The organism is Cobetia sp. PS-4MA (genome assembly GCF_057670765.1).
The window spans coordinates 1,366,600-1,393,184 of sequence record NZ_CM173107.1; the positions used below are offsets into that span (position 1 = coordinate 1,366,600).

Consider the following 26,585-nt stretch of genomic DNA (forward strand, 5'->3'; position numbering starts at 1 on the left):
AGTCTGCTAACATGAGCGTTTTCTGACACTCGGCCACGTGGTTGCCGCTTCGCACTGGCGCGTGCCATCGCGGGCGATGCGTGAGGGTCGGGAGCGTCTGAGGGTCTGTCTAGCGTCCATGGAGATGATGATGAGCACTGCGACAAGCACGACGGTCGAGCTTTTCTATAACGAGAGTGATGCCCGTGAAGCCACACAGGGCAATGAGGCGGGTGAGCAGGATGCGACGCCGCTGGTGATTCTGCATGGTCTGTTCGGGAGCGCGGACAACTGGCGCTCGCATATCAAGTTCTGGTCTCAGTCGCGTCGCGTCATCGCGGTGGATCTGCGCAATCATGGTCGCAGCCCGCATGTGGCGGGCATGAGCTACCCGGAACAGGCCGCTGACGTGATCGCTCTGCTCGATCAGCTCGATATCCCCACCTGTGATCTCATGGGGCACTCCATGGGGGGCAAGGTGGCCATGCAGGTCGCACTGCAGGCACCTGAACGACTGCGCAGTCTCATGGTGGCGGATATCGCGCCCATCGCCTACGGACACGGGCACGATGAGATATTCGCGGCCTTCGAGGCCGTGCGTGAGGCGCGTCCTGCCTCGCGCAAGGACGCTGACAACGTGATGGCGCGCCATGTGGAAACGCCGGCTATCCGTCAGTTCCTCGCCACCAACCTGGTGCGCGATGAGGACGGCAGCATGGGCTGGCGAGTCGGGCTCGATCACATCGCGGCGGGTTACCCCCAGATCGTCGAGGCGCCTCAGGCACACGGCGAGGTGGAACTGCCGGCCCTGCTGCTGTGGGGCGAACGTTCCAATTACGTGCAGGCCGACGGGCTCCAGGCAATGCGCGAGCACTTCCCGCGCCTGGAAGATGCCTCGCTGGATGCCGGCCACTGGCTGCATGCCGAGCGAGCAAGCGAGTTCCAGCAGGCCGTCGAGACGTTTCTTGAACGCGTCGCACGCGCTTGAGCGGCTCACGTCATGCGCCTGCGTCGCTGGCGGCGCCCCGTGTGCCTGACGAAGACGGCACGATACCGGTGACGCGTCACGAGCGTCTGGTGATCGCGCTGGTCACGCTGCTGCAGTTCGCCGTCATCATGGGTTTCACCATGGTGATGGCATTGGGGCCGGATTTCGCGCAGTCGCTGGGCATTCCGCTGGACCACCTGGGCTACATCGTCGGCAGCTACCCGCTGGCGGCGGCGGTGGGTACCTTGCTGTGGACGCGGCATGCGGATCGTTTCGATCGTCGCTGGGCCGTGCTGGGTTTTCTGTTCGGTGCTGCGCTGTGTCATCTGATCGCGAGCTTCGCCACCGGATTCGAGACGCTGCTGGCCGCGCGCATGCTGGGCGGGCTGTTCGGTGGGCCGGCGGCGGCCACGGCACTGGCCATCGTGATCGATGTCGTGCCGGGAATCCGGCGTGGGCGCGCCATGGGGATGGTGATGGGGGCCTTCTCGGTGGCCTCGGTGCTGGGGCTGCCCTTCGCGCTGTGGTTATCCGAAGGCTTTGGCTGGCAGGCGCCATTCCGGGCCGTCGCGCTGCTGGCGTTGCTGGTCTGCGGGTTGCTGGCCTGGGTGCTGCCGCCGATCCGGGGGCATCTGGACAATCCTCGCAGTCGCGCCGGTACCTCCATCGCCACCATTCTCGCGCAGCCGAATCACCGGCTCGGGCTGGCGCTGATCGCCACCGCGATGTTCAGCAACTTCCTGGTGATTCCCAATCTCTCCAGCTATCTGCTGTTCAATCTCGATCTGCCTCGCGAGGATCTCGGCGGGCTCTACATGATCGGAGGCGGACTGTCGCTGGTGGGCATGCAGCTGACCGGGCGGCTGTGTGATCGCTTCGGCAGTGTCTGGCCCGGCACCATCACCTGTCTGCTGACGGCGCTGGTGGGCTGGGCCTTCCTGCTTCATTCGCCCGGGCCGTCGCTGGTGTGGGTGGGGTTTGGTGCCTACATGCTGTTCTCCTCGGCGCGGCGGGTGGCGCAGAACACGCTCAACAGCTTCATTCCTGCCGAGCACGAGCGGGCCGCCTTCACCAGCACCCAGAGTGCCGTTCAGCATCTGAGTTCTGCCGCGGGCAGTTATCTCGGGGCGGCGCTGCTGGTCAGCTCGCCGGGTGGCGCCCTTGAGGGCATGCCACTGCTCGTGGCGGTGCTGGTGGTCGCGCTGGTGATCCAGCCTGTGTTGATGGCGTGGCTGGCGCGGCGTCTGGCCAGGCGGGCGTCAGCCGGCAGCCCGGTGGATGGCAGGCGCTGACAGGAAGGTCTCGGGAGGCAAGGGGCGGGGGCATCCTCGCGTCATCTGGCAGAAAGCAAACGACGCCCTGTCGGGAAACCGGCAGGGCGTCGTCGTGTCTGTCATCGGCCGCCTATTCAGGGCGCGTTGACGTCGATGGCTAGGTGGTCGAGTGACTGGCGCTGCTTGATCATGCCGCGCTCGTAGAGGAAGTTCTCGAAGTCACGGTAGCGGCCGGCATCCAGTGCGGCCGGACGCAGGGCGAAGCGCGGCAAGGTGGCATACCAGGCTTTCTTGTTGAGCGCGGTATCGAGTGCCGGGTCGGACTCGCGGAACAGCTTCCAGCCCTTGTCAGGGTGGTTGATCATCCAGGCGGTGGCTTCACCGACGGCGGACAGGAAGGCGGCGTACTGCTCGTGCTTGCGAGAATAGCTGTCGCTGTTGGCGACGAAGATCAGTTCGTCATACGTCGGCACGCCTTCTTCCTCGATGTAGAAGGCGCGGCCCTTGACGCCTTCCTGTGCCATCTGGGCGAGTTCGAAGTTGCGGAATGCCCCAGTGACGGCGTCGACCTTGCGGGTCAGCAGTGACGGCGTCAGCGAGAAGTTGACGTTGGTCAGGGTGATGTCATCCAGTGTCAGGCCGCTGTTCTGGAGCATGGTGGACAGCAGGACTTCCTCCACGCCACCGACGGAATAGCCGACACGCTTGCCCTTGAGGTCGGCCATCGACTGGATGTCACTGTCCGCGCGCACGACCACCACGTTGAGCGGGGTGGCCACCAGCGTGCCGATGCGCACCAGCGGCAGCCCTTGATCCACCTGCAGGTGCAGCTGGGGCTGATAGCTGATGGCGATGTCGACGCGCTCCGCTGCGGCAAGCTTGGGGGGGACGCTGGGGTCTGCCGGAGCGATCAGCTCGACGTCCAGACCATGTTGCTTGAACAGGCCCAGTTCCTGAGCCAGCACCAGCGGCCCGTGGCCGGGATTGGTGTACCAGTCGAGCATGATCTTGAGGTGCGTGAGGGGCTTGGCATCGGTGGCGGCCGCTTGCGGGTCCTGCACATCGCCAGCGGCGGGGCGGGTCTGTTGCTCGGTCTCGGCAGCCTGCTTGGCAGAAGCGTCTGGCTCGAGGGTGGCACCGTCCTGCCCGGTCTTGGTGACCGCTGCCGCTGCACTGTCACTGGCGGTCGGGGCCTGGGGCTCGGCGCTGGCGCCAGTCTCGGCTGACAGGGCGAAGGTGCTCAGGCTGAGGGTTGTCAGCAGCGTCGCGAAGAGGCAGGACAGCTTGCCGGAACGGCGGATCGCCGATGGCGAGAATGGCATGGCGGTATTCCTTGTGGTGTCGAGAATGTGAGGCCGTCAGGGCATCGCCTGACAGCCGGAAGCGCTCAGTTCAAACGGGTCAGGCGATCCCGATGCCAGGGCATCAGGCGACGCAGCAGGGCATCCAGCGTGAAATACAGCAGCAGCGAAAAGGCGACCAGCACCAGCAGGGCCGCGAACATCAGGTCGATTTCCATGCGGGCATTGGCATTGAGCATCAGATAGCCGAGGCCCTGGCTTGCGCCGGCCCACTCACCGATGACGGCCCCGATGGGGGCGGCTGTCGCTGCCATGCGCACGCCGGAGGCCAATGCCGGCAGCGCGGCGGGCAATTGGACATGCAGCAGCAGTCGCCACGGGCTGGCACCCAGGGTATGGGCGAGATCCAGCCAGCCCTGAGGAGTCTGGCGCAAGCCGTCGTAGCCGGTGGAGGCCACGGGGAAATAGATGATCAGCGTGGCCATCACGACCTTGGAGAGCATGTCATAGCCCAGCCACAGCACCAGCAGTGGGGCGATGGCGAACAGCGGAATCACCTGGCTGATCAGCAGCAATGGCAGCAGGGTGCGCCGCAGACGAGGGATGAACGCCAGTGCCAGCGCGGTGCTCAGTCCGAGAAGGACCCCCAGTACCAGCCCGCCAAGAATCTCGGCGAAGGTGATGCCGGCGTGGTGTGCCAGCATCGGAGCCTGACGGACCAGCACCTCCGCGACTGCCAGTGGCGCTGGCAGGATGTAGGGCGGCACGGCCGTGGTGATGATCACCAGTTGCCAGAGTCCCAGCAGGACGGCGGCGCTGATGGCGAGATGACGCAGGGCATGCAGGCGTTTCATGGCGTCTCCTCGCCGTCGCGCAGGCGTGTGATCAATTCGGACTGGGCCTGCTGCAGGGCGGGCAGGTCCAGCGGCACCGGGCGAGGCGGCGAGAGCCCCGGCAAGCGGTCGAGCACTGCCCCCTGCTGGCTGTCGCGGCCCGGACGCAGTACCAGCAGTTGGTCGGCCAGGCGCAGCGCCTCGAGCGGGTCATGCGTGACCATCAGCACGGTGCGTCCGTCCAGCAGCCGGCTGGCGAGATCATGCAGTTCGAGTCGCGTGATGGCGTCCACTGCGGAGAAGGGCTCATCCATCATCACCACTGGAGCCTGCTGGTAGAGCGTCCGCGCCAATGCAACGCGTTGGCGTTGGCCGCCGGAGAGGGCGTCTGGCCAGGCCTGCTCGCGCCCCTCCAGACCCACCGCTGCCAGCAGTTCGCGGGCCCGCTCGGTATCGCGAGGGCGACGATGGAGGTCATCTCCCAGACACAGATTGTCCAGCACCCGGCGCCAGGGCAGCAGCAGGTCCTGCTGCGCCATCCAGGCGACGCGACCCGCCAGTGGCTTGCCGTCATCGGTGGTGAGTTCCAGCGTGTGATGGTCGGGCATCTCGAGGCCGGCCAGCAGGCGCAGCAGTGAGCTCTTGCCACAGCCCGAGCGGCCCAGCAGGGCCGTCCAGCTTCCGGCATCCAGACGCGCCGACAGATCACGAAACAGCGTATGGCTGGCGTAATCGATGCGGGCGTTGTTGAGGGAGAGTCCCAGCGACACAGTGTCATCCGTGGTCAGGCGGCATGCCGAGGGGAGGAAGCACGCAGGGCGCCTGACGCTTGGGCAGGTGACCGGAATTCCCTCCGCCGGTATCAACCGGATCAGGTTCCAGGGGTTGCCATGCGACGTGACGCATCGGCTCTCAGCCCACTTTCGGGCACCCCCATCCAGGCCGACAGTGTACCGTCACCTGCCCGCCGGTTGCATCCCTGCCATCGTCGGGGTGGCTGTCGTGTGGCTATGCTGCATGGCCCGGTGTTGGGTATGCTATCGAGGTATCGCAGCCTCAAGGAGATCAACATGCCTGATACCCCGGATCTCTCGACCTGCTCCAGCGGTTATCCCGTGCCACCGCGGCGACCCGTGATGCCAGACGCGACATCCGTGCCCAATGGCTGGCCGGAGGATGCGCTGACTCGCCGTCTTTCCACCTATCTGGGGCATGCGCTGGAGCCGCTGGCACTTGCCTGGCCGGATAGTGCCAACTGGTTGTGGCGACAGCGTGGCGGCACCCCCGGCCTGATCAAGCTGGCGCGGACCGGCCCGGATCACGACCCCTTCTGGCGAGCGATGCGCGGTGTCTTCGGCGCCGATCGCTGGGCGCAACCTGAGGCCCTGACACGGCTGGCGGGCGCGTTGCCGGCGCGTTTGCCCATCCCTCCGCTGCCGCTGACCTATCTGGGACGTCTCGATGGCGCGCCCGTCTGGCACCTGCCGTGGTCCAGCGGTCAGCCCAGTGATCTCAGTGACACCTTCTGTGAGTTGCTGGGAGATCAGGTCGGGCGGCTGCATCAGGACACCGTGTCCGGCTTTGGCCAGCCCCTTGCCCAGCCCATGCCGCTGCTGCATTGGAATGCCCGCGTGACGCGTTTTCTCGCGCGCCATCCCCTGTCCCACGAGCTGGGGGACCTGCCATCACGCACCTTCTCGCATCCCGCTCGCGCCGTCTGGAGTCTGCCGGACCTGCGCGCGGACCAATATCTGTGCGCCGCCACCGGCTGGGTATGGAGCGACTGGGAGGCACTGGTGTGGGCTCCGATCGAGTTCGACTGGGCACTGATCGAGTTGTTGCTGGAGACGCCGAGTCAGCGTGAGGCCTTCCTCGCCGGTTATTCGCGTCATGGGCGCATGGTCGATATCGACGGTCAGCGTGAGCTGTGCCGAGCCCTGTTGTGGGCGATGGAAGCCTTCGGTCCGACCCGCTACGCCGAGCTGGCGGCAGCCCCGGCCTGGGTGTCGCCGAGAAGCCTGACATGTTGATCGCAAGTCCATGAATATTTGAGAAATTTCTCTGCAGCCTCGTCGCTGACATGGAATACTGTCTCTGGGCCGTCGCAGACGTGATTCGAGACTTGGTGCCGGGAATGGCGGGGGAGCACACGTGGTAGAGAATCTGAACTATTACTTCTTGCTGGCGGGCATGCTCATCGCCTTGAGCGTGCTGGCAAGTCGGGTCTCGGCTCGTCTCGGCATGCCCCTGCTGTTGCTGTTCCTGGGACTCGGCATGCTGGCGGGGGAGGATGGCGTGCTCGGCATCCAGTTCGATGATGCCTCTACCGCGTACCTGATCGGCAATCTGGCGTTGGCACTCATTCTGCTCGATGGCGGTCTGCGCACCCGCCTCTCGACCTTCCGTGCGGGTCTCAAGCCGGCATTGGTGCTGGCGACCGTCGGGGTCTTCATGACCAGCGGGCTGGTGGGGCTGCTGGCCATGTGGCTGTTTGACCTGACCTTGATCGAAGGCCTGCTGGTCGGGGCCATCGTCGGCTCCACCGATGCCGCCGCCGTGTTCTCGCTGCTGGGCGGGCAGGGGGTGCACCTCAACGAGCGGGTCGGGGCGACGCTGGAGATCGAGTCCGGTACCAACGACCCGATGGCCATCTTCCTCACCATCACCCTGGCCGAGATACTGACCGGACAGCTGACGGGGGTCGCCGCCGGACTCATGAGCTTCGCGCTGCAGTTCGGGGTCGGCGCGGGCATGGGGATCGCCGGTGGCTGGTTGATCGCCCGTCTGATGCGCTATCTGGATCTGGCGCCCGGCCTCTATTCCCTGCTGGCGCTGGCGCTGGGCCTGAGCCTGTTCGCGACGACCAATGAGCTCGGTGGCAGTGGCTTCCTGGCCATCTATCTGTGTGGCCTGATGATCGGCAATCATCCGGGGCGCCACCTCGAACACATCCTGCCGGTGCATGATGGACTGGCCCACCTGTCCCAGATCGTGCTGTTCCTGATGCTGGGTCTGCTGGTCTCACCCTCCACGATGCTGCAGTTCGCGCTGCCAGCCGCCATTCTGAGCGTGGCGCTGATCCTGTTCGTGCGCCCCCTGGCCGTGATCCTGTGTCTCAAGCCTTTCTTCCGCTTCCGCTGGCGAGAGCTGTGGTTCATCAGCTGGGTCGGGTTGAGGGGGGCGGTGCCGATCGTGCTGGCGATCTTCCCGGTGATCACCGGGGTCGAGAATGCCGGCGTCTACTTCAATGTCGCCTTCTTCGTGGTGATCATCTCGCTGCTGGTGCAGGGCTCGTCGCTGGCTCCCATGGCGCGCAAGCTCAGGGTGGTGGTGCCGCCGGGCGCGCAGCCCAGCCGCCGCAATCTGCTGGGCATCATGCCCGTCAACGATTACGAGATGCTGGTCTACCGGGTCGACAACACGGCGCTGGAAGGCGTGGCATTGCGCATGCTGCGCTTCCCCTCCGGGGCCAAGGTCGGGGCACTGTTCCGCAACAAGGTGCTGATCCATCCCAAGGGCAGCACCTGTCTGCATCAGAAGGACGTGCTGTGCGTCGTCGGGCGCTCCTGCGATGTGCCAAGCCTCAATCGCATGTTCAATGGCGAGAGTCTGCAGCATGAACAGCGCGCCTTCTTCGGCACCTTCACCCTGGAAGGGGATGCCAACATGCAGGATATCGCCGATGTCTACGGACTGACGCTCTCTCAGGGCGAGCAGCACCTGACCATCGCCGAGTTCATCACCCGCAGAGTCGGCGGGGTGCCGGTGGTCGGGGATGATGTCGACTGGCATGGCATTCACTGGGTGGTGAATGAGGTCGAAGGCAATCGCATCACCAAGGTGGGGCTGCGCCTGCATTGACGCGGTTCTTTGCGTCGTGACCCGGTTCTGCCTGTCGTGACGCCAGGCTGGCTCGGCGCTTGGTGGCGGGTTTATGCATTGCGTGTAATGTGCTGATCTCCTTTCGACTGAGGGATGACGTACCCTTGGCTCGTCAGGCCTTTACCCGCCTGGTCTGGCTGGCCACGAATGGTGGTCAGCAGCCAAGGAGATAGTCTCATGGGCAGTCCACATCCACACCTTGCGCGCTGGCTGTTGCGATTCGAGGATTTCCCACCAGGCCTCACCGAGGACGAGAAGACCTTCCACGCCACCTTCAATGTGGTGTATGTGCTCGCGATAGCGAGTCACCTGCTGTATGCCGGTCTGATGCTCTGGCTGGGAGAGATGGGCATTCTGGCGCTGGATCTGGGCATGCTGGTGGTGGACCTTGTCTGTCTGCAGCTGCATCGCGCGCGCCGAGAGGTACTGGCCGCCAACCTGCTGGCATTGGGTACCTGTGCCCAGATAAGTCTGTCCCTGGGCTATTTCGGTCCAGCCCCCGGTTTCGATTATTTCTATTTCGGTGCGCTGCTGTGCATCTACTGCATTCGCATGCCCTTCACGCGACGTCTGCTGCTGTGTCTCATCTGCCTGAGCATGCCGCTGCTGGCCTATGTCGTGCTGATGTTCCAGGGGGTGGCCAATCCGCTGCCGCCCGGGTGGGCATTCGCGTTCCGACTGATCAATCTCTGCGTTCTGACCGTGTTCTTCACCCTCGTGCTGGTACAGATGGGGTGGTCGGCGGATCGCTTGCGCCAGCGTTTCGAGTCACGCGAGCGGTTCGATGAGTTGACCGGGGCGCTGAGTCGCGCGGAACTGATCGACAAGGGGCGTGAGATGTTGATGGGGACACAGCCCATCAGCGTGATGATGGTGGATGTCGACCACCTGGGGCTGATCAACGAGACCTGGGGGCGCGCGGCGGGCGACCAGGTGCTCAAGGAGTTGGTGAAGCGCATGCGCAGTATCCTGCGCGGAGAGGATCTGATCTGTCGCTATGGCGGGGAGGAGTTCGTGCTGCTGAGTCCGCGGCTGCATGGTGAGCGCGCCGACCAGGTGGCGGAGCGTCTGTGCAAGGGGGCCTCGGCATTGCCCTTCGTCATCAATGACGGCATCAACAGTCTCGATGTCAGTCTCTCGATCGGCGTCGCCCAACGCCAGTCCGGGGACAAGGATCTGGAAAGCCTGATCGCCAAGGCGGACGTCAACCTGTTCCGCGCCAAGCGCGAAGGCTGCAATCGTTTCGTCAGCGACAACCAGCTGGGGCCGGTATCGCGCAGCAGCGAATCTCACGGCAGCAGGTCGTGAGGCGGTGATCAGCAGTGAGAGCGACAGTGGAGGAGGTTCCACTGTCGCGGTGTCGCGTACGGTGCGCGAATGGCTCAGCGCTTGCCGGCAGGTCGGCGGCGAGCGCGGGCCGGCTTGCGTGGCAGCGGGTCCATCGTCGAGGCGGGCACGGCGAGTCCGGGCTCGAACCCTTCGATCACCACACGCTCGATGAAGCTGCCCAGATGCTGCTCGATGGCGCACAGGTTGCGGAAATCATCACGCGATACCAGTGAGATGGCTTCACCGCTTGCCCCGGCGCGTCCGGTGCGTCCGATACGGTGCACATAGTTCTCTGCCTCATCCGGCAGGTCATAGTTGACCACCCGCTGCAGGTCATCGATGTCGATGCCGCGCGCCGCGACGCCCGTCGCCACCAGAAATGGCACCTTGCCTGCCTTGAAGTCTGCCAGCAGCTGCTCGCGGACCGCCTGGCTGCGTCCGCTGTGGAAGGATTCGGCGCCAATGCCGCGCTTCTCCAGCTGGCTGACCAGCTTGGCCGCACCGCGCTTGGTCTCGATGAAGATCAGCGCCTGCTGCCACTCGCCACTCTGGATCAGGTGGCTGAGCAGCGCGGATTTGAATTCCTTGTCGACCGTGATCAGGCTCTGGGTGATCTCGGGAGCGCTGGTGTTTTCCGGCGCGATGGAAATCTCCACGGCGTCCGTCACCGCCGTTCTGGCCAGCATGCGTACCTGGGTCGACAGAGTGGCGGAGAACAGCAGATTCTGACGTTGGCTGGGCAGTTTCTCGACGATCTTGTTGATGTCGGCGATGAAGCCCATGTCGAGCATGCGGTCAGCTTCATCGATGACGAGGGTGCGTGTCTCGTCGAGATGGATCGCGCGTCGGGTCAACATGTCGAGAAGACGCCCTGGCGTCGCGACCAGAATGTCCACGCCTTCGATCAGGCGCTGTTGCTGCGGGGCGATGTCCACGCCGCCATACATCGCCATGGAGCTGAGCGTGAGATGTGCGGCATATTGGCGGATGTTGTCTTCCACCTGGATGGCCAGCTCACGCGTCGGCGTCAGGATGACGGCATGCACTCGCTTGGCGCGGACCTCGGGGGCGTCTATCAGTTGTTGCAGCAGGGGCAGCACGAAGCTTGCCGTCTTGCCGGTGCCGGTCTGCGCGGCGGCGATCAGGTTGTCGCCGGCCAGCACGATGGGAATCGCCTGCGCCTGAATCGGGGTCGGGGTCTGATAACCCTGCTCGGTAACGGCCTTGACGATGGGGTCGCTCAATCCAAGGGCGGAAAATGGCATGGTGTCTCGATTTTTCAAGGGGAGGAGGGATTGTACGACCACGGGGTGTCGCAAGGCGTTGAGTGATCCATTGTACCTCCCCGGGAGGATGCCATGAGGAATGGCCACTGCAGGCAGGTGTGCAATGAAAAAGCCCCGTCTACCTGAAGTAGACGGGGCTTTCGGAATTCAAGGTGGTGGAGGGACAGGGATTCGAACCCTGGGTAGGCTATTAACCTACGCCGGTTTTCAAGACCGGTGCATTCAACCGCTCTGCCATCCCTCCGACTCACGGAGCGAAATACTACCGAAACTGATGAGAATAGCAAGAGGTGGGCGAAGAAAAATCTTCGGAAAAGCCATCGCGGACAATCACTTGCGGTGATCATCAAACGCCCTTGAGCGCTGCCGGCTGCTAGGCGACAGGGCGAGCACGAAAAAGCCCCGCCTACCTGAAGTAGACGGGGCTTTCGGAATCAAGGTGGTGGAGGGACAGGGATTCGAACCCTGGGTAGGCTATTAACCTACGCCGGTTTTCAAGACCGGTGCATTCAACCGCTCTGCCATCCCTCCGACTCACGGGATGAAATACTACGGATTTCTCTGGCCGCGTCAAGGACTTGGGGTAAATTTCCTTTCCGTTCAGATGCTTGAAAGGTAGCGAGTGCCACACTGTGCAGGGAGAGCGAGGATGAGGTTGCCTTTTGCGCGCTGGATAGTTGCATGAAACGGGCTTTTCATCGTCCTGTCTCTTGATTAGGGAAACCCCGACGGGCATGCTGGGGTCAATTCGATGCATCCATCGTAGCAACCTGAGGATAGACACCATGGCTAACAGCTCCTGGCAGGTCTCGCAGGATACCGCGAGCCGCTCACTCAGTACCCACCGGGTACTGCGCAACACTTACATGATGCTGGCGATGACGCTGCTGTTCTCTGCGCTCACCGCTGGCGTGGCGATGAGCATGGGCGTGGGCCGCATGAACATCTTCGTGCTGCTGATCGGTGCCTACGGTCTGATGTTCCTGGTCCACAAGACCGCGAATTCCACCGCCGGCATCTTCGCCACCTTCGCCTTCACCGGCTTCATGGGCTTCACGCTCGGCCCGGTGCTCAATGCCTACCTGAGCATGCCCAACGGCGCTCAGCTGGTGATGACGGCACTCGGCATGACAGGCATCACCTTCGCCGGTCTGTCCGCGGTCGCACTGGTGACGCGCAAGGACTTCTCGTTCCTTGGCAACTTCCTGTTCGCGGGTGCCATCGTGCTGATTCTGGCGATGCTGGCGGCGATGATCTTCAACATCAGTGGTCTGGCGCTGGCAGTATCGGCCGGCTTCGTGCTGTTCGCCTCCGCGGCGATCCTGTTCGAGACCAGCCAGATCATCCATGGCGGGCAGACCAACTATCTGCTGGCGACGGTCAGCCTGTACGTCTCCATCTACAACATGTTCGTCAGCCTGCTGGCGCTGTTGGGCTTTGCATCCGACGATTGATCGTCAGACGCTACCCCACAACGCAACGACCCCGCCTCGGCGGGGTCGTTGCGTTGTGGGGCATGGACACGGCGCGGCGGCAGGGAACGGCGGTACGTCGCGGCGGCGGTGGTGGCGATGCGGGGCTCTGACAGACGCCACCACTCGCGCTAGAATGTCGCCCTCAATGCGCAGCCGACTCGAGGTTCACATGCGTTACGCTCTGGCCGTCTACGGCGGTCCCTACAGTCAGCAGGCCAGTCATTCGGCCCTGCGCTTCGCCGAGGCGTTGCTGGCCCGCGGGCATCGTCTGAGCACGGTGTTCTTCTATCACGACGGCGTCTACAACGCGGCGACGATGATGGCACCTCCTCAGGATGAGCCACATCTGCGGGACCGCTGGATCGCGCTGGCGGAGCAGGGCGAGACCCGTCTGCAGGTGTGCGTGGCAGCAGGGCTCAGGCGTGGCATGCTCGATGAGCGTGAAGCCGCGCGACACGGCAAGCAGGGGGCGACCCTCGAGGCGCCCTTCGAGTTGACCGGACTCGGGCAGCTGGTGGAAGCCACGCTCGAGAATGACCACCTGATCACCTTCGCCTGAGGAGAGCACCATGAGTGATGCGATGTCACAGACAGCGACGCACGCTGCCGACCATGGGCAGGTGAGCGATGACCTCGCGCCGGGCGATCTGTTGATCCTGTTGCGTCACGCGCCGCATGGCAGCAGCTGGCTGCGCGAGGGGCTGGAGGCGGCGATGGTCGCGGCGGCCTTCGGGCGCGAGGTCGGGTTGCTGTTCAGTGGGGATGGCGTATTGGCCCTGATGGAAGGCCAGCAACCGGGCGCGCTGGGGCAGAAGGGCAGTGACAATCTCCTGGCAGCGCTGGACATGTACGATGTCCAGCGCTGTTATGTGGATGCCGCCGCCCTGCGCGCACGGGGCCTGAGCGTCGAGGATATCGCCTTGTTGCCGGTGACCCTGATGGAGCACGACGATATCGTGGCGCTGACCGGCGCCTTCTCGCGGGTCTTGAGCTTCTGAGGCCTGCCTGACGCTCGGGCGTGCGGCTGGTATGCTCCGCCATCATCACCCTCGCGCTCTCGCTTCGGGCGCAAGATCGCACTGGCGGGCGTGCGGCTCACGCCTTTCGCAGGCGCGTCTCTGTCCCGCGCACTCCTGCCTCCCTTGACTGGATAATTGCATGAATCTTCATCTTCTCAATCGCTCGCCATTTTCCAGTCGCACTCTGGATGATGCGCTCAATGCCATGGGGCCCGAGGACCAGCTGCTGCTGATCGAGGATGGTGTCAACGGCGCATTGGCTGGCGCGGAGCACTATTTCGTCGGCCTGGAGGGGCGTCTGTTCGCCTTGCGTGAGGATCTCGAGTCACGTGGCCTGTCGGGCCGTTGCAGCGCGAGCGTGATCGTGGTGGACGTGGATGGCTTCGTCGCGCTGACCGAGGCCGCGGACAAGACGATCTCCTGGTTCTGAGCGGCGCGAGGTGTCACACCAGCCGGACAGGCATGTCGCATGTCATTTCTTGAGTGGAACGAAACATCAGGATGAGCAATGGCCAGCAGTGAAACGGTACGTACGCTTTCTCTCGACGGACGTGAGATCGGTCTGGATGCCGAGGGGTATCTGGTGGATCTCGAGGACTGGAGCCCTGCGCTTGCCGAGCGGCTGGCGGCGGAAGAAGGCCGTGAGTTGACCCCCGAACACTGGGAGGTCATCGAGGTATTGCGGGATTTCTATCAGCGTTTCTCGCTTTCCCCGGCCATGCGGCCGCTGACCAAGGCGATGACCCAGCGCTTCGGGCCGGAAAAGGGGCGCTCGCTGCATCTGATGCGCCTGTTTCCTGACAGTCCTCCCAAGGTGGGCGCGCGCCTGGCAGGACTGCCCAAGCCGACCAACTGCCTGTGAGGCAGTGCCTTGCCGCGCCGACAATCGCGCCGGGCACATGCACACAACCCTCAAGTCCGCGCCGAGCAGGGCGGCGCGATGGCGACGCAGAGCGCGGTCTGCGTTACTATTCCCTGCAGCAATGCATCGCGGCCAGGTGGCGGCGGTGCATCAGGTCCCGCGACACGATCGCAAGGGCATTTGAATTCAGGCGGACAAGAGTCGACTTGCATGGGAAGAGCATTCCAGAACCGTAAAGAGTCAATGGCGCGTACTTCACTCAACAAGGCGCGCGTATATTCACGCTACGGACGCGAGATCTACGTCTCGGCCAAGAGCGGTGGTGTCGACCCCAACGGTAACCTGAGCCTGCGTCGTCTGATCGAGAAGGCCAAGAAGGATCAGGTGCCGACTCACGTCATCGACAAGGCCATCGACAAGGCCAAGGGCGCCGGCGGTGAAGATTTCGCGCTGGCCCGCTATGAAGGTTTCGGTCCGGGCAATGTCATGGTCATCGTCGATTGCCTGACCGACAACAACAACCGTACCTTCGGTGAAGTGCGTACCTGCTTCAACAAGGGCAAGGGCAAGCTGGGCGCCCAGGGTTCGGTCTCGCACATGTTCGATCACCGCGCCATCCTGTCCTTCAAGGGTGCGGAAGACGACGAGGAGAAGGTGCTCGAGGCACTGATGGAAGCTGACGTCGATGTCAGCGACATCGAGCTGGATGACGGCATCATCACCGTGTTGACGCCGACCACCGAGCACTTCAAGGCCAAGGGCGCACTGACCGATCTCTTCGGGGAAGACCTTGATTTCGAAGTCGACGAGATCAGCTTCATCCCGCAGATCCACACCGAGGTCAGCGGTGACGACGCCGAGCTGCTCAACAAGATGCTCGAGATGCTGGACGATTGCGAAGACGTGCAGCAGGTCCATCACAATGGCGAGTTCGTCTGATCGAGCTGTGCATCAAGGCAGGTCCCGTGGCATGAGCCATTGAGACGATAGCCCGCAAGGCCCCGCCGGTTTCCCCGGCGGGGCCTTTTCCTGTCTGCTCTTTCAAGAAGGCGGTACGTTCAAGGAAGCGGTACGTTCAAGAAAGCGAGGCGAGATCGTCGCAAGAGCAGCACGAGGAAAGCGTGAGGGCAGTGCAGACCAAGCCACCATCACGGCGACTGGCTCAGCAGTGCGCGTGATGCTGGGCATGCGGGTCCGTCTCGCGTGGGTCGGCCATGCCTCCCTTGATGCCACGCTTCACCAGCCAGACATTGACGGGCCAGGCGGCGAGCAGGCCAAGGCTCAGCGAGATGACCATCGAATTCCAGAACAGGGCGTCATGCATGCCTGATCTGCCTCCCAGCCACAGGTCGACCGAGATGGCCACCAGCTCCATGACGAAGATCGAGGCGGTCTCGCTTCTGAACGCATCCTGGATGACCTTGCGCTTGTCATCGCTGCCGGCCTGAAGCATCGGGCCGACGGTCAGCAGGAAGCCGAACAGGTAGGCGAAGAGGAAGGTGATGATCGCCGTCGCGAAGTTGCCCAGTGCCAGCAGACCCACCGTCAGCACAACCCCCACGAACTCCCCGAGTCCACAGCCCGAATAGCAGTGCGCGACGCTTCTCAGTCCCTTGCGTGCATCACGGTTGTCCGCGATCTGGCGGCGCCCGGCAAAGCGATAGACGAGAAGGCCCACTATTCCGGAGTACAGCGTGGTCAGCCCCCAGACCCACTTCATCATCGGCGCCAGATGGGCATTGCTGGTCGTCAGGTCACGCAGGACCCAGACCAGTGACGGCAGCATGAGCAGTAACCAGCCGAGAAACAGGCTCCAGTCGGAAAGTAGATCACGTAGCGCGGATTGCATGGGACCTCCTGTCGTATCGGGCATTCTGATGGGATGGCGCGATGGCCCGGCACCGGTGTTCCTGCAGTGATGACATGGCGCTGATCTCAGCGAGGCGATCTCAGCGAGGCGATCTCAGCGAGGCAATGCCCGGGCACTCAGTGATACCTGATGGATAAGGCGCGCGAGATCAAGGGAGCACAAACGCAACGTAGCGGCGCGATGACATGTCATGTGGTGCTCTCATGGCTTGTTAACCTTGGTGCAAACCTCCATGGTGAAAGATGTTGGACGTTGCGCTGGCAATGTCGCCACCTTTAATCAGGAGTCACGATGTCGAGACACGCTGCTACCTTTCTTTCACGTTCTCTTTCGCGCGTCACCCGTCAATTTGCCGGGGCTGCCGGGCTCGGGCTGATCGCCTCGCTGGCATTGCCAACGGCGGCTCAGGCCGAGGAGGACAAGGTCTTCGGCTGGGTGGAGAAGGCGACCATCGAGCCCTGGGGTGTGCTGGTCAAGGCCAAGCTGGACAGCGGCGCGCTGACGTCCTCGATGCACGCCGAGAACATCGAGACGTTCACGCGTGACGACGAGGAATGGGTGCGCTTTGACGTGGAGGTCGAGGATGAGGCCAGCGGCGACATGGTCGAGAATTCCTTCGAGCGCCCGCTCTATCGTGACCTGACCGTCTCCGGCGCCGGCGGACGTGATACGCGCCCGGTGGTCCTGATGACCCTGTGCATGGGGGGCGAACGTTACGAGGAGCAGTTCAGTCTGCGGGATCGTGATGGCATGAATTACCCGGTACTGCTGGGGCGACGCACCATCCAGAGCCTGGGCGTGCTCGACGTGCGCAAGACCTTCCAGACCACGCCGGACTGTGGCGAGGATGCGCCGCTGCATCGCTATGAAGACAAGCAGTATTCCGAGCGGATCGGCGCGGCTTCCTGAGCCGTGGCCCTGCGCCAGCCCCGATCACCAGCCCTGATCACCAGCTCTGATCAGCAGCCCTGATGGCCAGACGCTGACATTCATCTCCCGGAGAGTCAGAGCATGTCGGATTCCGCCCGGCCGCCATCTCGGGCGGCCCTCAAGGTCTACTACGATGCACGCTGTCCCGTATGTCGGCGTGAGCGTGCACGCTATGAGCGACTGTCGCGCCACGATGCTGGCGTCGAGTGGTGGGATGCGACGGAGCATGCCGAGCGTCTCGCCGCGCGGGGCATCCCCCTGCAGCGCGCGCTGCTGTCATTGCATGTCGAGACGGCCGATGAGCGGATCTGCGATGGCATGCCGGCGTACCGTCTGCTGCTGGCCCGTCTCCCCGGCCTTGCCTGGCTGGGGTGGTTGATCACTCGTCCGCTGGTCGAGCCGACCTTGACCCGTCTCTATGATGCCTGGGTCAGGCGTCGGCTATGCCGGGATGGCAGGCTCTGACGGGCGGCAGGCTTGGCGAGAGAGGGAAGACACGCCTGAGGTCCATCACGCTTTTTTGATATGCAAATGCTAATAGTTTTCGTTAGTATGTGAGGCACCGTCCGTCTCCTCATGTCTGCGAGCCTACCGATGATCGACGCGCTTTCCCCGCTCTTTGCCGGTCCGATGGTTGCCTATCGGGACCTGATCACTACCAGCGCTCAGGCGCAGGCAGGTGGCGAGTCATCGCTGGACCGTGTCGTGCCGGCACGTGATGTGCTCAGCCCCGGCTGGCTTTCGGCCTGCATCGCCGCACATGGCATGCAGTACGAGGGGCAGCAGGGCGCGGAGGCACCGGATGAGCGGGCACTGCTTTCCCAGTGGTCCAAGTACCTGTTGTCCTCGATGGTATCGCTGCCACTGGCGGCCAATCTGCTGCTCGACCATCAACTGCCGCTGGAGCTGCGCCATCTCTCGCTGCGCCTTGGCGAGCATGGTGTGGTCACCCAGCTGATACTCGATGACGCGGCAGGTCAGGGCGTCAGCCTCACGGCGGATATCGCGGCGGCAGAGGAGGAGGCGCGGCTGCAGGTGCGCTTCCAGGGCTATCTGGCGCATCTCGAGGCCGTCATTGAGCGCCTCGTGCCGCATACCCCGCTGGGCCCCAAGGTCTTCTGGAGCAACGCGGCACATTACTTCGTGTACATCGTCGGCATGCTGGAGGAGCAGGGGTGGGTCGCGCAGGCCGCGCCGGCACGCCAGCTGATGGCGACCAGGGTGCTGGCGGACGGGCGGCGCAATCCGTTGTATCAGCCGGTCAGCGAGGTGATGGACCGCCATGGCGAACGGCATGTGCCCCGCAAGGTATGCTGCGTGCGTTACCGTATCGAATGCCTTGGCTATTGCAGCAATTGCCCGCTGGCCATCGAGCGTCCCACGGCACGCAGTGCCCAGGCGCGCCGAGTCGACCAGCGTGCCAACGCGCGTGGGGCACTGATCGGCAGTGACCTTGGTTGAGCAGTGACCCTGGTTGAGCAAAGCCATGGCTGAGCCGCGCCTCGTCTGGCGGGCCTTCGCTTATCGCACTTGTGGCTCTCGCAGCTCTCGCGGCTCCCGCCGGATGGTGGTGAGTTCTCGCCGTGGACGTCCTCCCATGCGTGTTTTCCAAGCACAGGAGGTCTGCGGTGGGCAAAGTTGCCCGAGGGCAGCCGCCTGTCGCTGCGCCCTCTGGTAAGATGGCGGGCCCCGTCATTGCCTGGTATGTCGTCATGTCCTCCTCTTCGCGCCGCCCACGCGGTGCTTCCCCGTCCAAGCCCGATGCCTCTTCCCGACACGATTCGCCCGCCAGGCGGCAGCCGGCCTCCCGAGGGAAGCCCGCCACCTCCAACGCGGCGCCCGTCAAGGTGATGCCGGCCCGCAAGGGAGAGCTGCACCCGCGCAATCCCCACCGGGGGCGTTATGACATGTCGGCGCTGACTCGAGTCAGCCCGGAACTGGCGGCCTTTCTCATCACGACACCGGGCGGCAACGCCTCGATCGATTTCTCGGACCCGATGGCCGTCAAGGCCCTCAATCGCGCCTTGCTCCGTCATCACTACGGGGTGAGCGACTGGGACATTCCCGCGGGCTATCTATGTCCGCCGATTCCCGGCCGGGCCGACTATCTGCACTATCTGGCGGACCTGCTGGTCGAGGCCAACGGGCGGGGGCAGTTGCCCCCGGGGGAGCGAGTCAGGGCGCTGGATGTCGGTGTCGGTGCGAATGTCATCTATCCGTTGCTGGCCAATCGCAGCTTCGGCTGGCAGATGGTCGGCAGTGACATCAGCGCCACGGCGCTGGAATCGGCCCACCGCAACGTGATGGCCAATGTGGTGCTGCGTGGTCAGATCGAGCTGCGTCTGCAACGGGATCGGCGTGCGCTCTTCGCCGGGCTCTGGGGTCAGGCGGAACGCTTCGATCTGGTGCTGTGCAATCCACCATTCCATGCCAGCGAAGCTGACATGGCGCGTGAGGCGCAGCGCAAATGGCGGGGGCTGGACAAGTCGCGCCAGCAGCGCGGCAATGCCTCGCGCAAGGGCAGGACTCGCCAGGAGCGGGCTGGTGACGACAGATCCAGGGTCGGCAGGTCTCGCCGACACAGCGCCCAGTCGGCACCCGCGCTGAATTTCGCAGGTCAGGCGGCCGAACTCTGGTGCCCGGGAGGAGAGGAAGCCTTCGTGACGCGCATGGTCAGCGAGAGTCGTGACGTGGCATCGCGCTGTCTGTGGTTCAGCTCGCTGGTGGCGCATGCCAGCAGTCTGCCGGGGATCAAGCAGGCATTGGCGGCAAGCGGTGCCAGCGAGGTGCGGGTGATCGAGATGTCCCAGGGACAGAAGATCAGTCGCTGTGTGGTCTGGTCATTCTTGACGCCCGCCGAGCGCCGGCAGTGGGGGCGGGACCACTGGCAGAATCACGACTGACCTTGACGCCGGCTCTCGCCGAGGCCTTTGCAGCACCGTCTCCGGCAGCATCATGGACCCTTGAGGAAGCCCTCGTCGCCCCGCGCGACGGGGGCTTTCTGCATTGGCGGGTGTCATCTGAGCCTCACTTAATGCTGTCTTAATGGTTCGCGCGCAGTCTCTGCTGCAACGCGCGGCCTGCCTGCCCAGATCAACAGGGGCACCGGCAACTGGCCGTCATGTCCTCCGCCCCATCCTCGCCAGGAGCCGTTCCATGCCGTCCTCAACCGCAATGCCCACCCCCAGCTCACCGCATGTGTCAGCTCAGGAGGATTCCTCAAGCGAGGGAATTTCGGTGCTGATACCCGGGCGTGATGAGCGAGACAACCTGCCGAAGCTGATCGCCGAGGTGCATGCGGCACTCGCCGGTCGGCGTTACGAGATCATCGTGGTCGATGATGGCTCCAGCGATGACAGCTGGCGTTGGCTCACGCAGGCAGCCCTGGAAGATTCGCGTCTGCGTCCCTATCACCATGACACCAGTTTCGGGCAGAGCACCTCTTTGTGGCAGGCCGCACGCCTGGCGCGTGGCGAATGGCTGGCGACCCTGGATGGCGATGGCCAGAACGACCCGGCAGACCTGCCGGACATGCTGTCACTGGCCAGTCTCGAGGGACTGGACATGGTGGCGGGGCATCGCACCGAACGCCGCGATGACGCCGTCAAGCGCGTGTCCTCGCGGCTGGCCAATGCCATCCGCCAGGCGCTGCTGCATGACGATACGCCGGACACCGGCTGCGGCATCAAGGTCACACGTCGTGACGTCTTCCTGCGTCTGCCGTATTTCGATCACATGCACCGTTTCCTGCCTGCGCTGGTGCGGGCCCAGGGCGGCAAGGTGCAGTCCTTGCCGGTACGCCATCGTGAGCGTGTCGCCGGGGTTTCCAAGTACGGCTTCTTCGATCGGTTGTGGGTCGGCATCAGCGACATCATCGGCGTGATGTGGCTGGTACGTCGCTCGCGCCTGCCCTCGCCGCTGCAGAATCTCTCCGGCAATGCCGTCAGTGAGACGCTGTCGCCGCTGGAGGTCGCGCTCCATCCCGCCTGCAGAAACCGTGATGTATCGGAAGTCGGTGAGCATGCCGCCAGAGACATGTCGGGGATCGATACCGGCAGGGCGGCTGGGGCGGTCGATCTCTCTGGCATCGCCACACCTCACGCCGGCGTGGCGCGGGGAGCACACTGATGGATGTCAATCCGTGGTGGGTGGCCATCGGCTTCGGTGGTCAGGCGCTGTTCTCGGCGCGCTTCATCATCCAGTGGCTGGCCAGCGAGAAGGCGCGTCGTTCCATCGTGCCGCGCGCCTTCTGGTGGTTCTCGCTGGCAGGCGGCATGACCTTGCTGGCGTATGCCATCCACCGCCAGGACCCGGTGTTCATCGCCGGCCAGGGGGCCGGACTCCTCATCTATCTGCGCAATCTGAGCCTGATCAAGCGGGACCGCGCCTCACGCCAGCAGGCGGCCAGTGACGATGCACCGAGCGTCGAGAAGCCCACCGCTTCCTCAAAGGCCCGCGAGCCGGAGGGCTCACCCCTCGCGGCAGGCGACAGTCGGCTGCGGGCCGAGCACGCTCGACTCGCGGAGGAGAATGCCCGGCTCACCCATGAGGTGGCGCGACTCGAGGCACTAAGCGCTCGGCACAAGGCATCGTGCGCATGACGACGATGCTTCAAGCCCGTCTCTATCAACGCCTCGCCCGTCACCCCTGGTGGAGCCTTGCGCTGCTGTATCTGCTGGTGTCGGCCATCGGGCTCGGCATGCGCATGCCCTGGCCGGCGGATGAGCCACGCTTCGCGCTCAACGGTCTCGAGATGTGGGTCACCGGCCACTGGTGGCTGCCGCATCGCGGGGGAGAGCTGTATCCCGACAAGCCGCCGATCTTCATGTGGCTCAGTGGCCTGGCCACCGGCGTGAGTGGCGACATTCGCATCGGCTTCGCCTTGCCGTCGCTGGTCGCCGGGGTGGTGACGCTGGCGGTGAGCGTGGACCTGATCCGTCGCCTGCACGGGAAGCGCGTCGCCTTCATCGCCGGCCTGTGGCTGATCGCCACGCTGCAGTTCGTGCTGCAGGCACGTACCGCGCAGATCGACATGCTGGTCACCGCCTTCATCATGCTTGGCTGCTGGGGGATGCTGCGCCATGCACTGCTCGATGATGGTGTGCGCTACTTCCATCTTGGCTGTTTCGCGATGGGGCTGGGCATCATCACCAAGGGAGTCGGCTTCCTGCCGCTCCTGATGTTGCCGTTCTGGCTGCTGGCCATGCGCCGAGCGTCGCGCTGGCGCAGCGGTGGCCAGCGTGCCGGTCAGCTGTCCTGGCGTGAGCTGTTGATCGGGCTCTGCTGGTTGCTGGCAGCACCACTGGCCTGGGTCGGGCCGATGCTGGTGATGTCGCTGCTCTCTGCCGACCCGGAGCTGGCAGCCTATCGCGACAACCTCCTGCTCAAGCAGACCGCCGAGCGCTACGCCGACAGCTGGCACCACCTCAAGCCCTGGCACTACTTCCTGACCCAGGTGATTCCCTGGGCGTGGATGCCGCTGCTGTTGACGCTGCCCTGGTGGCCGAAGGCTCTCGCCACCCGCTTGTGGCGTCGTGATCTACGCGTCTGGCTGCCGTTGAGCGGTGCGGTCTTGATCGTGGTGTTCTTCTCGCTGTCCCCCGGCAAGCGGGGCGTCTACCTCCTGCCGGCGCTGCCGCTGCTGGTGGTCGGCCTGGCGCCCTTGTTGCCCGGCCTGTCCAGAAAGCGGCATGTCGCCTGGCTGGCCTTCGCGCTGTGCGCGGGACTTGCCGGCATCTTTCTGGGCGCGGCACTGCTGGGGTCCGCTGGACTTCCGGCATTGACGAGGCTTGCCGAGCAGGAAGGCCTGGTGCCCTGGGGATGGTGGGGGCTTCTGGGTGGGGCTGGCGTGGCGCTGTGCGCGTGGTGGAAACCGCGCGGTGGCCTGCTCGCGCTGGGCAGCTGGCTGGTGGTCTTCTGGGTCCTGTGGGGGACCTGGGGCGCGCGACTGATGGACCCGGTGCGCAATCCGGCGGCACTGATGGCTCAGGTCGCCGAGCAAAGTGATCACCAGGCGCTGGCGATCCCTGACTTCCGGGAGCAGTACCTCCTGCAGGCGCGCCAGCCGCTATGGCACTTCGGCTACAAGACGTCGGAGGCGGACCAGTTCTCGCGGCTGTATGCCTGGCTGCAAGCGGCGCCGCAGCATCGCTGGGCCCTGATGACTCCCGGGATGCTCAAGCGGCATGCCTGCCTGGAGGCAACGCAGGCCATCACGCTGAGTGAACCGGATGAACATTGGGCCCTGCTGCCCGGAGGAGCGGCGCTGGCGTGTCGCGGCGATGCCGATGCCGCGCCGATGTATCTGGCGCCGACCTCGGTCTCCGATGAGGCGGCGCGGTTGATCGGTCTCCCCGGGCGCCATGACGTGATGACGGAGGCCCGCCCATGAAACGTCAGACACCCCGCTCACGTGTGATCAAGCGCAGCGAGACGGAGCCCGCCACCCGGGCTGGCCGCTGGCGCAAGGCGATGGCGCTGGCCAAAAGCGCCGTCAGCTCAGGCGCCAACCTGTGTGCCAGCGAGCGGCTGTGCTGGGCACTGTGGCTGACCCTGCTGATGGCAGGAGCGCTGGCGCGACCCTATCTGCCCATCGATGAAACCCGCTATGTCTCGGTGGCGTGGGAGATGTGGCATTCCGGTCACTGGTTCGTCTCGAGCATGAATGGCGCTCCCTACGCGGACAAGCCGGTGCTGTTGTTCTGGTTGATCCACGCTGGCTGGGCGGTCTTCGGGGTCAATGAAGTCTGGCCGAAAGTGCTGGTGCCGCTGGTCAGTCTGCTGGGGATCTGGCAGCTGGGACGCATCGCTCGCACCCTGTGGCCGGTGGCCGCGGGGGAGGGCGATGAATGGCAGATGCGTGAGCAGTGGGTCTCTCTGACCCGCTGGACGCTCGCCGGTTGCCTGATGTGGATGCTCTACAGCCAGGCCTTGATGTTCGATGTACTGCTGACCACCTGTCTGCTGGGGGCGCTGCGGCCCTGGTGTTCGCCGCTGGGGGCTCAGCCCTTGCCTTGGAAGGCGGTGGCGGAGAGTGGGCTGTGGCTGGGGCTTGCCCTGCTGGCCAAGGGGCCGGTGGCGCTGTTGTGGTTTGCTGTGGTGGTCGGCTCGCGCCCCTGGTGGACTCAGGCGAAGGCCCGCCAGGTCTGGGCCGGCGAGTGGCGCGGCTGGGGAATGAGTCTGCTGCTGGGTCTCGTGGTGCTGTGCGTGTGGTTGCTGCCCGCCGTCATCACCGGGCCGGCCAGCTACGTGGAGGACCTGCTGTGGGGGCAGACGGCGCATCGGGTCGTCTCCGCGCAGGATCATGCGCGGCCGCTGTGGTGGTATCTGCCATGGCTTGTGGTGTTGATCTTCCCGTTCAGCCTGCGCCCGCGTCTGCTGCTGGAAGGGTTTCTGGCCTCGATTGCCCAGCGGCCGACGGCCGAGCAGCCATTGCTGAGGCTGGGACGCGTCTGGGCGCTGAGTGGCCTGCTGATCTTCTCGCTCATCTCCGGCAAGCAGGTGCATTACCTGATGCCGCTGCTGGTGCCGCTGAGCCTGTTGCTGGCCTGGGCGGCGCTTCGACAGCCACCGGCTCATGGGGCGCTGCGGCTGCTGGCGATGACAAGCGGTGGACTGGGCGTTGCCAGTCTGGCACTGGCGGTCATCGTGATGCCGTCACTGGCGCCGACAGGCCTTGCACGATGGTCGGCGGACTCTGCACTGGTGGCCTCAAGCGGTGCCAGCCTGTCGAGTTTCCTGGCTGGCGCAGGCTTGCTGGCATTGATGTCAGGCCTGTGGCCGTCCAGCGCGACATCAGGGGCAATCAGTGCGCGTCAGGTGTCGGGTGTGCAGGCCCGCCACGACGGTGTCCTGAATGCGCAGCGCCGCCTGGTGCTGGGCAGCGTGTTGCTGGTGACCTGTCTGTTGAGCCTGACATTGCGCCCGCTGTGGCCGCATCTGGATCAGACCACCATCGCGCAATGGATCAATGGCCGACAGCAGGCTGGCCAGCAGGTGGCTGTCGTCGGCTGGGACTATCAAGCGACCTGGCAATTCATCGGCCGTCTGCCCCGGCCACTGGAGACGCTCACGCGGGATGCGGGGTCGCTTAGCGCCTGGCAGGCGGCGCATCCGGATGGCTGGCTGGTGATCGAGGCGGAGAAGTGTCTGCGTCTGCCAGGCACGCAAGGCCCGCTGGCCGGCATGCGCGACTGGTGTCAGGCGGCAGCGGATGGCAAGGCGGATACCTCACGGATCTTCCATCAGGGACGCCATCGAGTGATGACGATTCCCGCAGCGGCGTTGGGCGGCTTGCCGTCCGCGTCATCAAAGCGGGACATGTCCGCGCAGGAGAGACAATGAGCATGAAGATTCTGGTCACGGGAGCCGCAGGCTTCATCGGCGCCGCGCTGTGCGAGCGCCTTTTGCAGGAAGGCATGCAGGTCGTCGGACTCGACAACCTCAATCCCTATTATCCGCTGGCGCTGAAGAGGCATCGTCTGGCGCGCCTCGAGACGTTGGCCAGCCAGTGTGCGGGAGAGTGCGGCGATGGCCGCCGGCCGGGCAGTTTCCGCTTCGTGCCGCTGGATCTGGTCGAGCGCGAGGCGTTGCTCGCCTTGATGAAGGACGAGGGTTTCGAGGTGGTCGTCAACCTGGCCGCCCAGGCCGGGGTGCGGCATTCCATCAGCCAGCCCTTCGATTACGTCGACAGCAATCTGGTCGGCTTCGTCAACCTTCTCGAGGCGTGCCGTGCCGCGCGTCCGAGTCATCTGCTCTACGCCTCCAGCAGCTCCGTCTACGGGGATGACGCCGCTCAGCCTCTGCAGGAAGCCCAGGTAGGGGAGCGGCCGCTGTCGCTGTATGCCGCCACCAAGCGAGCCAATGAGCTGATGGCCTACAGTTACTCGCACCTCTATGGCGTGCCGGTGACGGGGCTGCGTTTCTTCACCGTCTATGGCGCGCGCGGCCGACCGGACATGGCGCCGCTGCGATTCGCGCGCAAGCTGCTGGCCGGTGAGGTGATCGATGTCTACAACCGGGGGCAGATGGCACGTGACTTCACCCATGTCAGTGACATCGTGGAGGGCATCTTCCGTCTCATGCCGCTGCCACCCGCTCAGGTGTCCAGCGCGGCACCGTCACGGGTGCTCAATCTCGGCCGTGGCGAGCCCATCGCGCTGGGAGACTTCATCAACGGACTGGAAGCGGCGCTGTGCATCACGGCCCGCAGACGTCTGCTGCCGATGCAGCCGGGCGATGTCGAGCGCACCTGGGCTGACACCTCGGCACTCCAGGCGCTGACCGGCTTTCGGCCAGTGGTCAGTCTTGCCACGGGGCTTGAGGAGCTGGCCGAGTGGGCGCGGCACTATCCGTCGCTGCTGAGCGAGACGCAGGATGAGCGAGAGCACGAGGCGTCGGAAGCCGCGAGGGGAATGACGGCCCAGCACTTGAGCACCTTGCGCGGCATGACGAGCATCAGACCGCCGGCATCGGCGGGGCTGGCCTTCAGTGCAGAAGCGCCCTTCAAGGCTTGACGGGTTTCCAACGCAGCGGGCCCCGCCACTGAGTGGCGGGGC

General features: G+C 64.6%; 25 protein-coding genes, 2 tRNA genes and 1 riboswitch. Of the genes, 20 read left to right on the forward strand and 7 right to left on the reverse strand.

All coding sequences use genetic code 11. From position 1 onward, the window contains the following. Window positions 1–130 precede the first annotated feature (130 nt). Window positions 131–967 carry an alpha/beta fold hydrolase gene (locus AC26AR_RS05855; protein ID WP_488107716.1) on the forward strand — a complete coding sequence of 279 codons (837 nt, stop codon included), beginning with the start codon at window positions 131–133 and terminating at the stop codon, window positions 965–967. A gap of 41 nt (window positions 968–1,008) precedes the next feature. Beyond that, window positions 1,009–2,259, forward strand: a complete 1,251-nt coding sequence (locus AC26AR_RS05860) for an MFS transporter (protein ID WP_157109485.1) — start codon at window positions 1,009–1,011, stop codon at window positions 2,257–2,259. 116 nt (window positions 2,260–2,375) lie between these two features. Here AC26AR_RS05860 and AC26AR_RS05865 read toward each other — a convergent pair whose 3' ends face one another. The 3 genes from AC26AR_RS05865 to AC26AR_RS05875 all read right to left on the reverse strand — a co-directional run bounded on the left by AC26AR_RS05865 (window position 2,376) and on the right by AC26AR_RS05875 (window position 5,145). After that, entirely contained in the window at window positions 2,376–3,563 is a 1,188-nt protein-coding gene (locus AC26AR_RS05865; protein ID WP_488107717.1) for an ABC transporter substrate-binding protein, read from the reverse strand. A 65-nt stretch (window positions 3,564–3,628) separates the two neighbouring features. Further along, complete coding sequence (locus tag AC26AR_RS05870; protein WP_077372781.1) at window positions 3,629–4,396, reverse strand: ABC transporter permease; 768 nt, start codon at window positions 4,394–4,396, stop codon at window positions 3,629–3,631. Then, on the reverse strand, window positions 4,393–5,145 hold the full coding sequence (locus tag AC26AR_RS05875; protein ID WP_205700454.1) for an ABC transporter ATP-binding protein: 753 nt from the start codon (window positions 5,143–5,145) through the stop codon (window positions 4,393–4,395). Before AC26AR_RS05875 ends, AC26AR_RS05870 begins: the two co-directional genes overlap by 4 nt. Window positions 5,146–5,206: 61 nt before the next feature. Further along, a riboswitch (TPP riboswitch) is annotated at window positions 5,207–5,320 on the reverse strand. Between the two features lie 125 nt (window positions 5,321–5,445). Here AC26AR_RS05875 and AC26AR_RS05880 point away from each other — a divergent pair. The 3 genes from AC26AR_RS05880 (at window position 5,446) to AC26AR_RS05890 (ending at window position 9,565) form a co-directional block, all read left to right on the forward strand. Beyond that, on the forward strand, window positions 5,446–6,405 hold the full coding sequence (locus AC26AR_RS05880; RefSeq protein WP_084208992.1) for a protein kinase family protein: 960 nt from the start codon (window positions 5,446–5,448) through the stop codon (window positions 6,403–6,405). 121 nt (window positions 6,406–6,526) lie between these two features. After that, entirely contained in the window at window positions 6,527–8,236 is a 1,710-nt protein-coding gene (locus AC26AR_RS05885; protein ID WP_271302007.1) for a potassium/proton antiporter, read from the forward strand. 198 nt (window positions 8,237–8,434) lie between these two features. Then, window positions 8,435–9,565: a GGDEF domain-containing protein gene (locus AC26AR_RS05890; protein ID WP_488107718.1), complete on the forward strand. Its 1,131-nt coding sequence runs from the start codon at window positions 8,435–8,437 to the stop codon at window positions 9,563–9,565. Window positions 9,566–9,639: 74 nt separating this feature from the next. Here the strand turns inward: AC26AR_RS05890 and AC26AR_RS05895 are convergent, their stop codons facing one another. The 3 genes from AC26AR_RS05895 to AC26AR_RS05905 form a co-directional block, all read right to left on the reverse strand. Continuing rightward, window positions 9,640–10,851 carry a DEAD/DEAH box helicase gene (locus AC26AR_RS05895; RefSeq protein ID WP_488107719.1) on the reverse strand — a complete coding sequence of 404 codons (1,212 nt, stop codon included), beginning with the start codon at window positions 10,849–10,851 and terminating at the stop codon, window positions 9,640–9,642. Window positions 10,852–11,025: 174 nt separating this feature from the next. Then, a tRNA-Ser gene (locus AC26AR_RS05900) sits at window positions 11,026–11,116 on the reverse strand. 196 nt (window positions 11,117–11,312) lie between these two features. Continuing rightward, window positions 11,313–11,403: transfer RNA gene (locus AC26AR_RS05905), tRNA-Ser, on the reverse strand. Between the two features lie 254 nt (window positions 11,404–11,657). Between AC26AR_RS05905 and AC26AR_RS05910 the strand changes: the two genes are divergently transcribed. The 6 genes from AC26AR_RS05910 to AC26AR_RS05935 all read left to right on the forward strand — a co-directional run bounded on the left by AC26AR_RS05910 (window position 11,658) and on the right by AC26AR_RS05935 (window position 15,167). After that, the gene (locus AC26AR_RS05910) at window positions 11,658–12,326 is read left to right on the forward strand and encodes a Bax inhibitor-1/YccA family protein (protein ID WP_065392578.1); all 669 of its coding nucleotides are present in this window, start codon (window positions 11,658–11,660) and stop codon (window positions 12,324–12,326) included. Between the two features lie 190 nt (window positions 12,327–12,516). Next, window positions 12,517–12,906 carry a sulfurtransferase complex subunit TusD gene (gene tusD / locus AC26AR_RS05915; protein ID WP_077372797.1) on the forward strand — a complete coding sequence of 130 codons (390 nt, stop codon included), beginning with the start codon at window positions 12,517–12,519 and terminating at the stop codon, window positions 12,904–12,906. Between the two features lie 10 nt (window positions 12,907–12,916). Then, window positions 12,917–13,345, forward strand: coding sequence for a sulfurtransferase complex subunit TusC (tusC, locus tag AC26AR_RS05920; RefSeq protein WP_284728124.1), 429 nt, complete (start codon window positions 12,917–12,919; stop codon window positions 13,343–13,345). Between the two features lie 160 nt (window positions 13,346–13,505). Next, window positions 13,506–13,796: a sulfurtransferase complex subunit TusB gene (gene tusB / locus AC26AR_RS05925; protein ID WP_077372800.1), complete on the forward strand. Its 291-nt coding sequence runs from the start codon at window positions 13,506–13,508 to the stop codon at window positions 13,794–13,796. Window positions 13,797–13,874: 78 nt separating this feature from the next. Then, window positions 13,875–14,228: a TusE/DsrC/DsvC family sulfur relay protein gene (locus AC26AR_RS05930; protein WP_077372803.1), complete on the forward strand. Its 354-nt coding sequence runs from the start codon at window positions 13,875–13,877 to the stop codon at window positions 14,226–14,228. A 210-nt stretch (window positions 14,229–14,438) separates the two neighbouring features. After that, window positions 14,439–15,167: a YebC/PmpR family DNA-binding transcriptional regulator gene (locus AC26AR_RS05935; RefSeq protein WP_077372806.1), complete on the forward strand. Its 729-nt coding sequence runs from the start codon at window positions 14,439–14,441 to the stop codon at window positions 15,165–15,167. A 223-nt stretch (window positions 15,168–15,390) separates the two neighbouring features. Here the strand turns inward: AC26AR_RS05935 and AC26AR_RS05940 are convergent, their stop codons facing one another. Then, window positions 15,391–16,077: a DUF4396 domain-containing protein gene (locus AC26AR_RS05940; RefSeq protein ID WP_488107720.1), complete on the reverse strand. Its 687-nt coding sequence runs from the start codon at window positions 16,075–16,077 to the stop codon at window positions 15,391–15,393. A 312-nt stretch (window positions 16,078–16,389) separates the two neighbouring features. Here AC26AR_RS05940 and rloA3 point away from each other — a divergent pair, with 312 nt between their 5' ends. From rloA3 to AC26AR_RS05985, 9 genes are all read left to right on the forward strand, one after another. Beyond that, complete coding sequence (gene rloA3 / locus AC26AR_RS05945; protein WP_271302009.1) at window positions 16,390–17,007, forward strand: retropepsin-like aspartic peptidase RloA3; 618 nt, start codon at window positions 16,390–16,392, stop codon at window positions 17,005–17,007. Between the two features lie 102 nt (window positions 17,008–17,109). Continuing rightward, on the forward strand, window positions 17,110–17,493 hold the full coding sequence (locus tag AC26AR_RS05950; RefSeq protein ID WP_176493049.1) for a thiol-disulfide oxidoreductase DCC family protein: 384 nt from the start codon (window positions 17,110–17,112) through the stop codon (window positions 17,491–17,493). Between the two features lie 129 nt (window positions 17,494–17,622). Then, window positions 17,623–18,489 carry a siderophore-iron reductase FhuF gene (fhuF, locus tag AC26AR_RS05955; protein WP_488107721.1) on the forward strand — a complete coding sequence of 289 codons (867 nt, stop codon included), beginning with the start codon at window positions 17,623–17,625 and terminating at the stop codon, window positions 18,487–18,489. A 251-nt stretch (window positions 18,490–18,740) separates the two neighbouring features. Further along, the gene (rlmF, locus tag AC26AR_RS05960) at window positions 18,741–19,931 is read left to right on the forward strand and encodes a 23S rRNA (adenine(1618)-N(6))-methyltransferase RlmF (protein ID WP_488107722.1); all 1,191 of its coding nucleotides are present in this window, start codon (window positions 18,741–18,743) and stop codon (window positions 19,929–19,931) included. Window positions 19,932–20,184: 253 nt separating this feature from the next. Next, window positions 20,185–21,156, forward strand: a complete 972-nt coding sequence (locus AC26AR_RS05965; RefSeq protein WP_255303021.1) for a glycosyltransferase family 2 protein — start codon at window positions 20,185–20,187, stop codon at window positions 21,154–21,156. After that, the gene (locus tag AC26AR_RS05970; RefSeq protein ID WP_488107723.1) at window positions 21,156–21,629 is read left to right on the forward strand and encodes a lipid-A-disaccharide synthase N-terminal domain-containing protein; all 474 of its coding nucleotides are present in this window, start codon (window positions 21,156–21,158) and stop codon (window positions 21,627–21,629) included. Before AC26AR_RS05965 ends, AC26AR_RS05970 begins: the two co-directional genes overlap by 1 nt. After that, window positions 21,626–23,419, forward strand: coding sequence for an ArnT family glycosyltransferase (locus AC26AR_RS05975; RefSeq protein ID WP_488107724.1), 1,794 nt, complete (start codon window positions 21,626–21,628; stop codon window positions 23,417–23,419). Before AC26AR_RS05970 ends, AC26AR_RS05975 begins: the two co-directional genes overlap by 4 nt. Beyond that, window positions 23,416–25,371, forward strand: coding sequence for an ArnT family glycosyltransferase (locus AC26AR_RS05980; RefSeq protein WP_488107725.1), 1,956 nt, complete (start codon window positions 23,416–23,418; stop codon window positions 25,369–25,371). Before AC26AR_RS05975 ends, AC26AR_RS05980 begins: the two co-directional genes overlap by 4 nt. Next, on the forward strand, window positions 25,368–26,543 hold the full coding sequence (locus tag AC26AR_RS05985; protein ID WP_488107726.1) for an NAD-dependent epimerase/dehydratase family protein: 1,176 nt from the start codon (window positions 25,368–25,370) through the stop codon (window positions 26,541–26,543). The genes AC26AR_RS05980 and AC26AR_RS05985 overlap by 4 nt, the downstream gene beginning before the upstream one ends. Window positions 26,544–26,585: the final 42 nt, after the last annotated feature.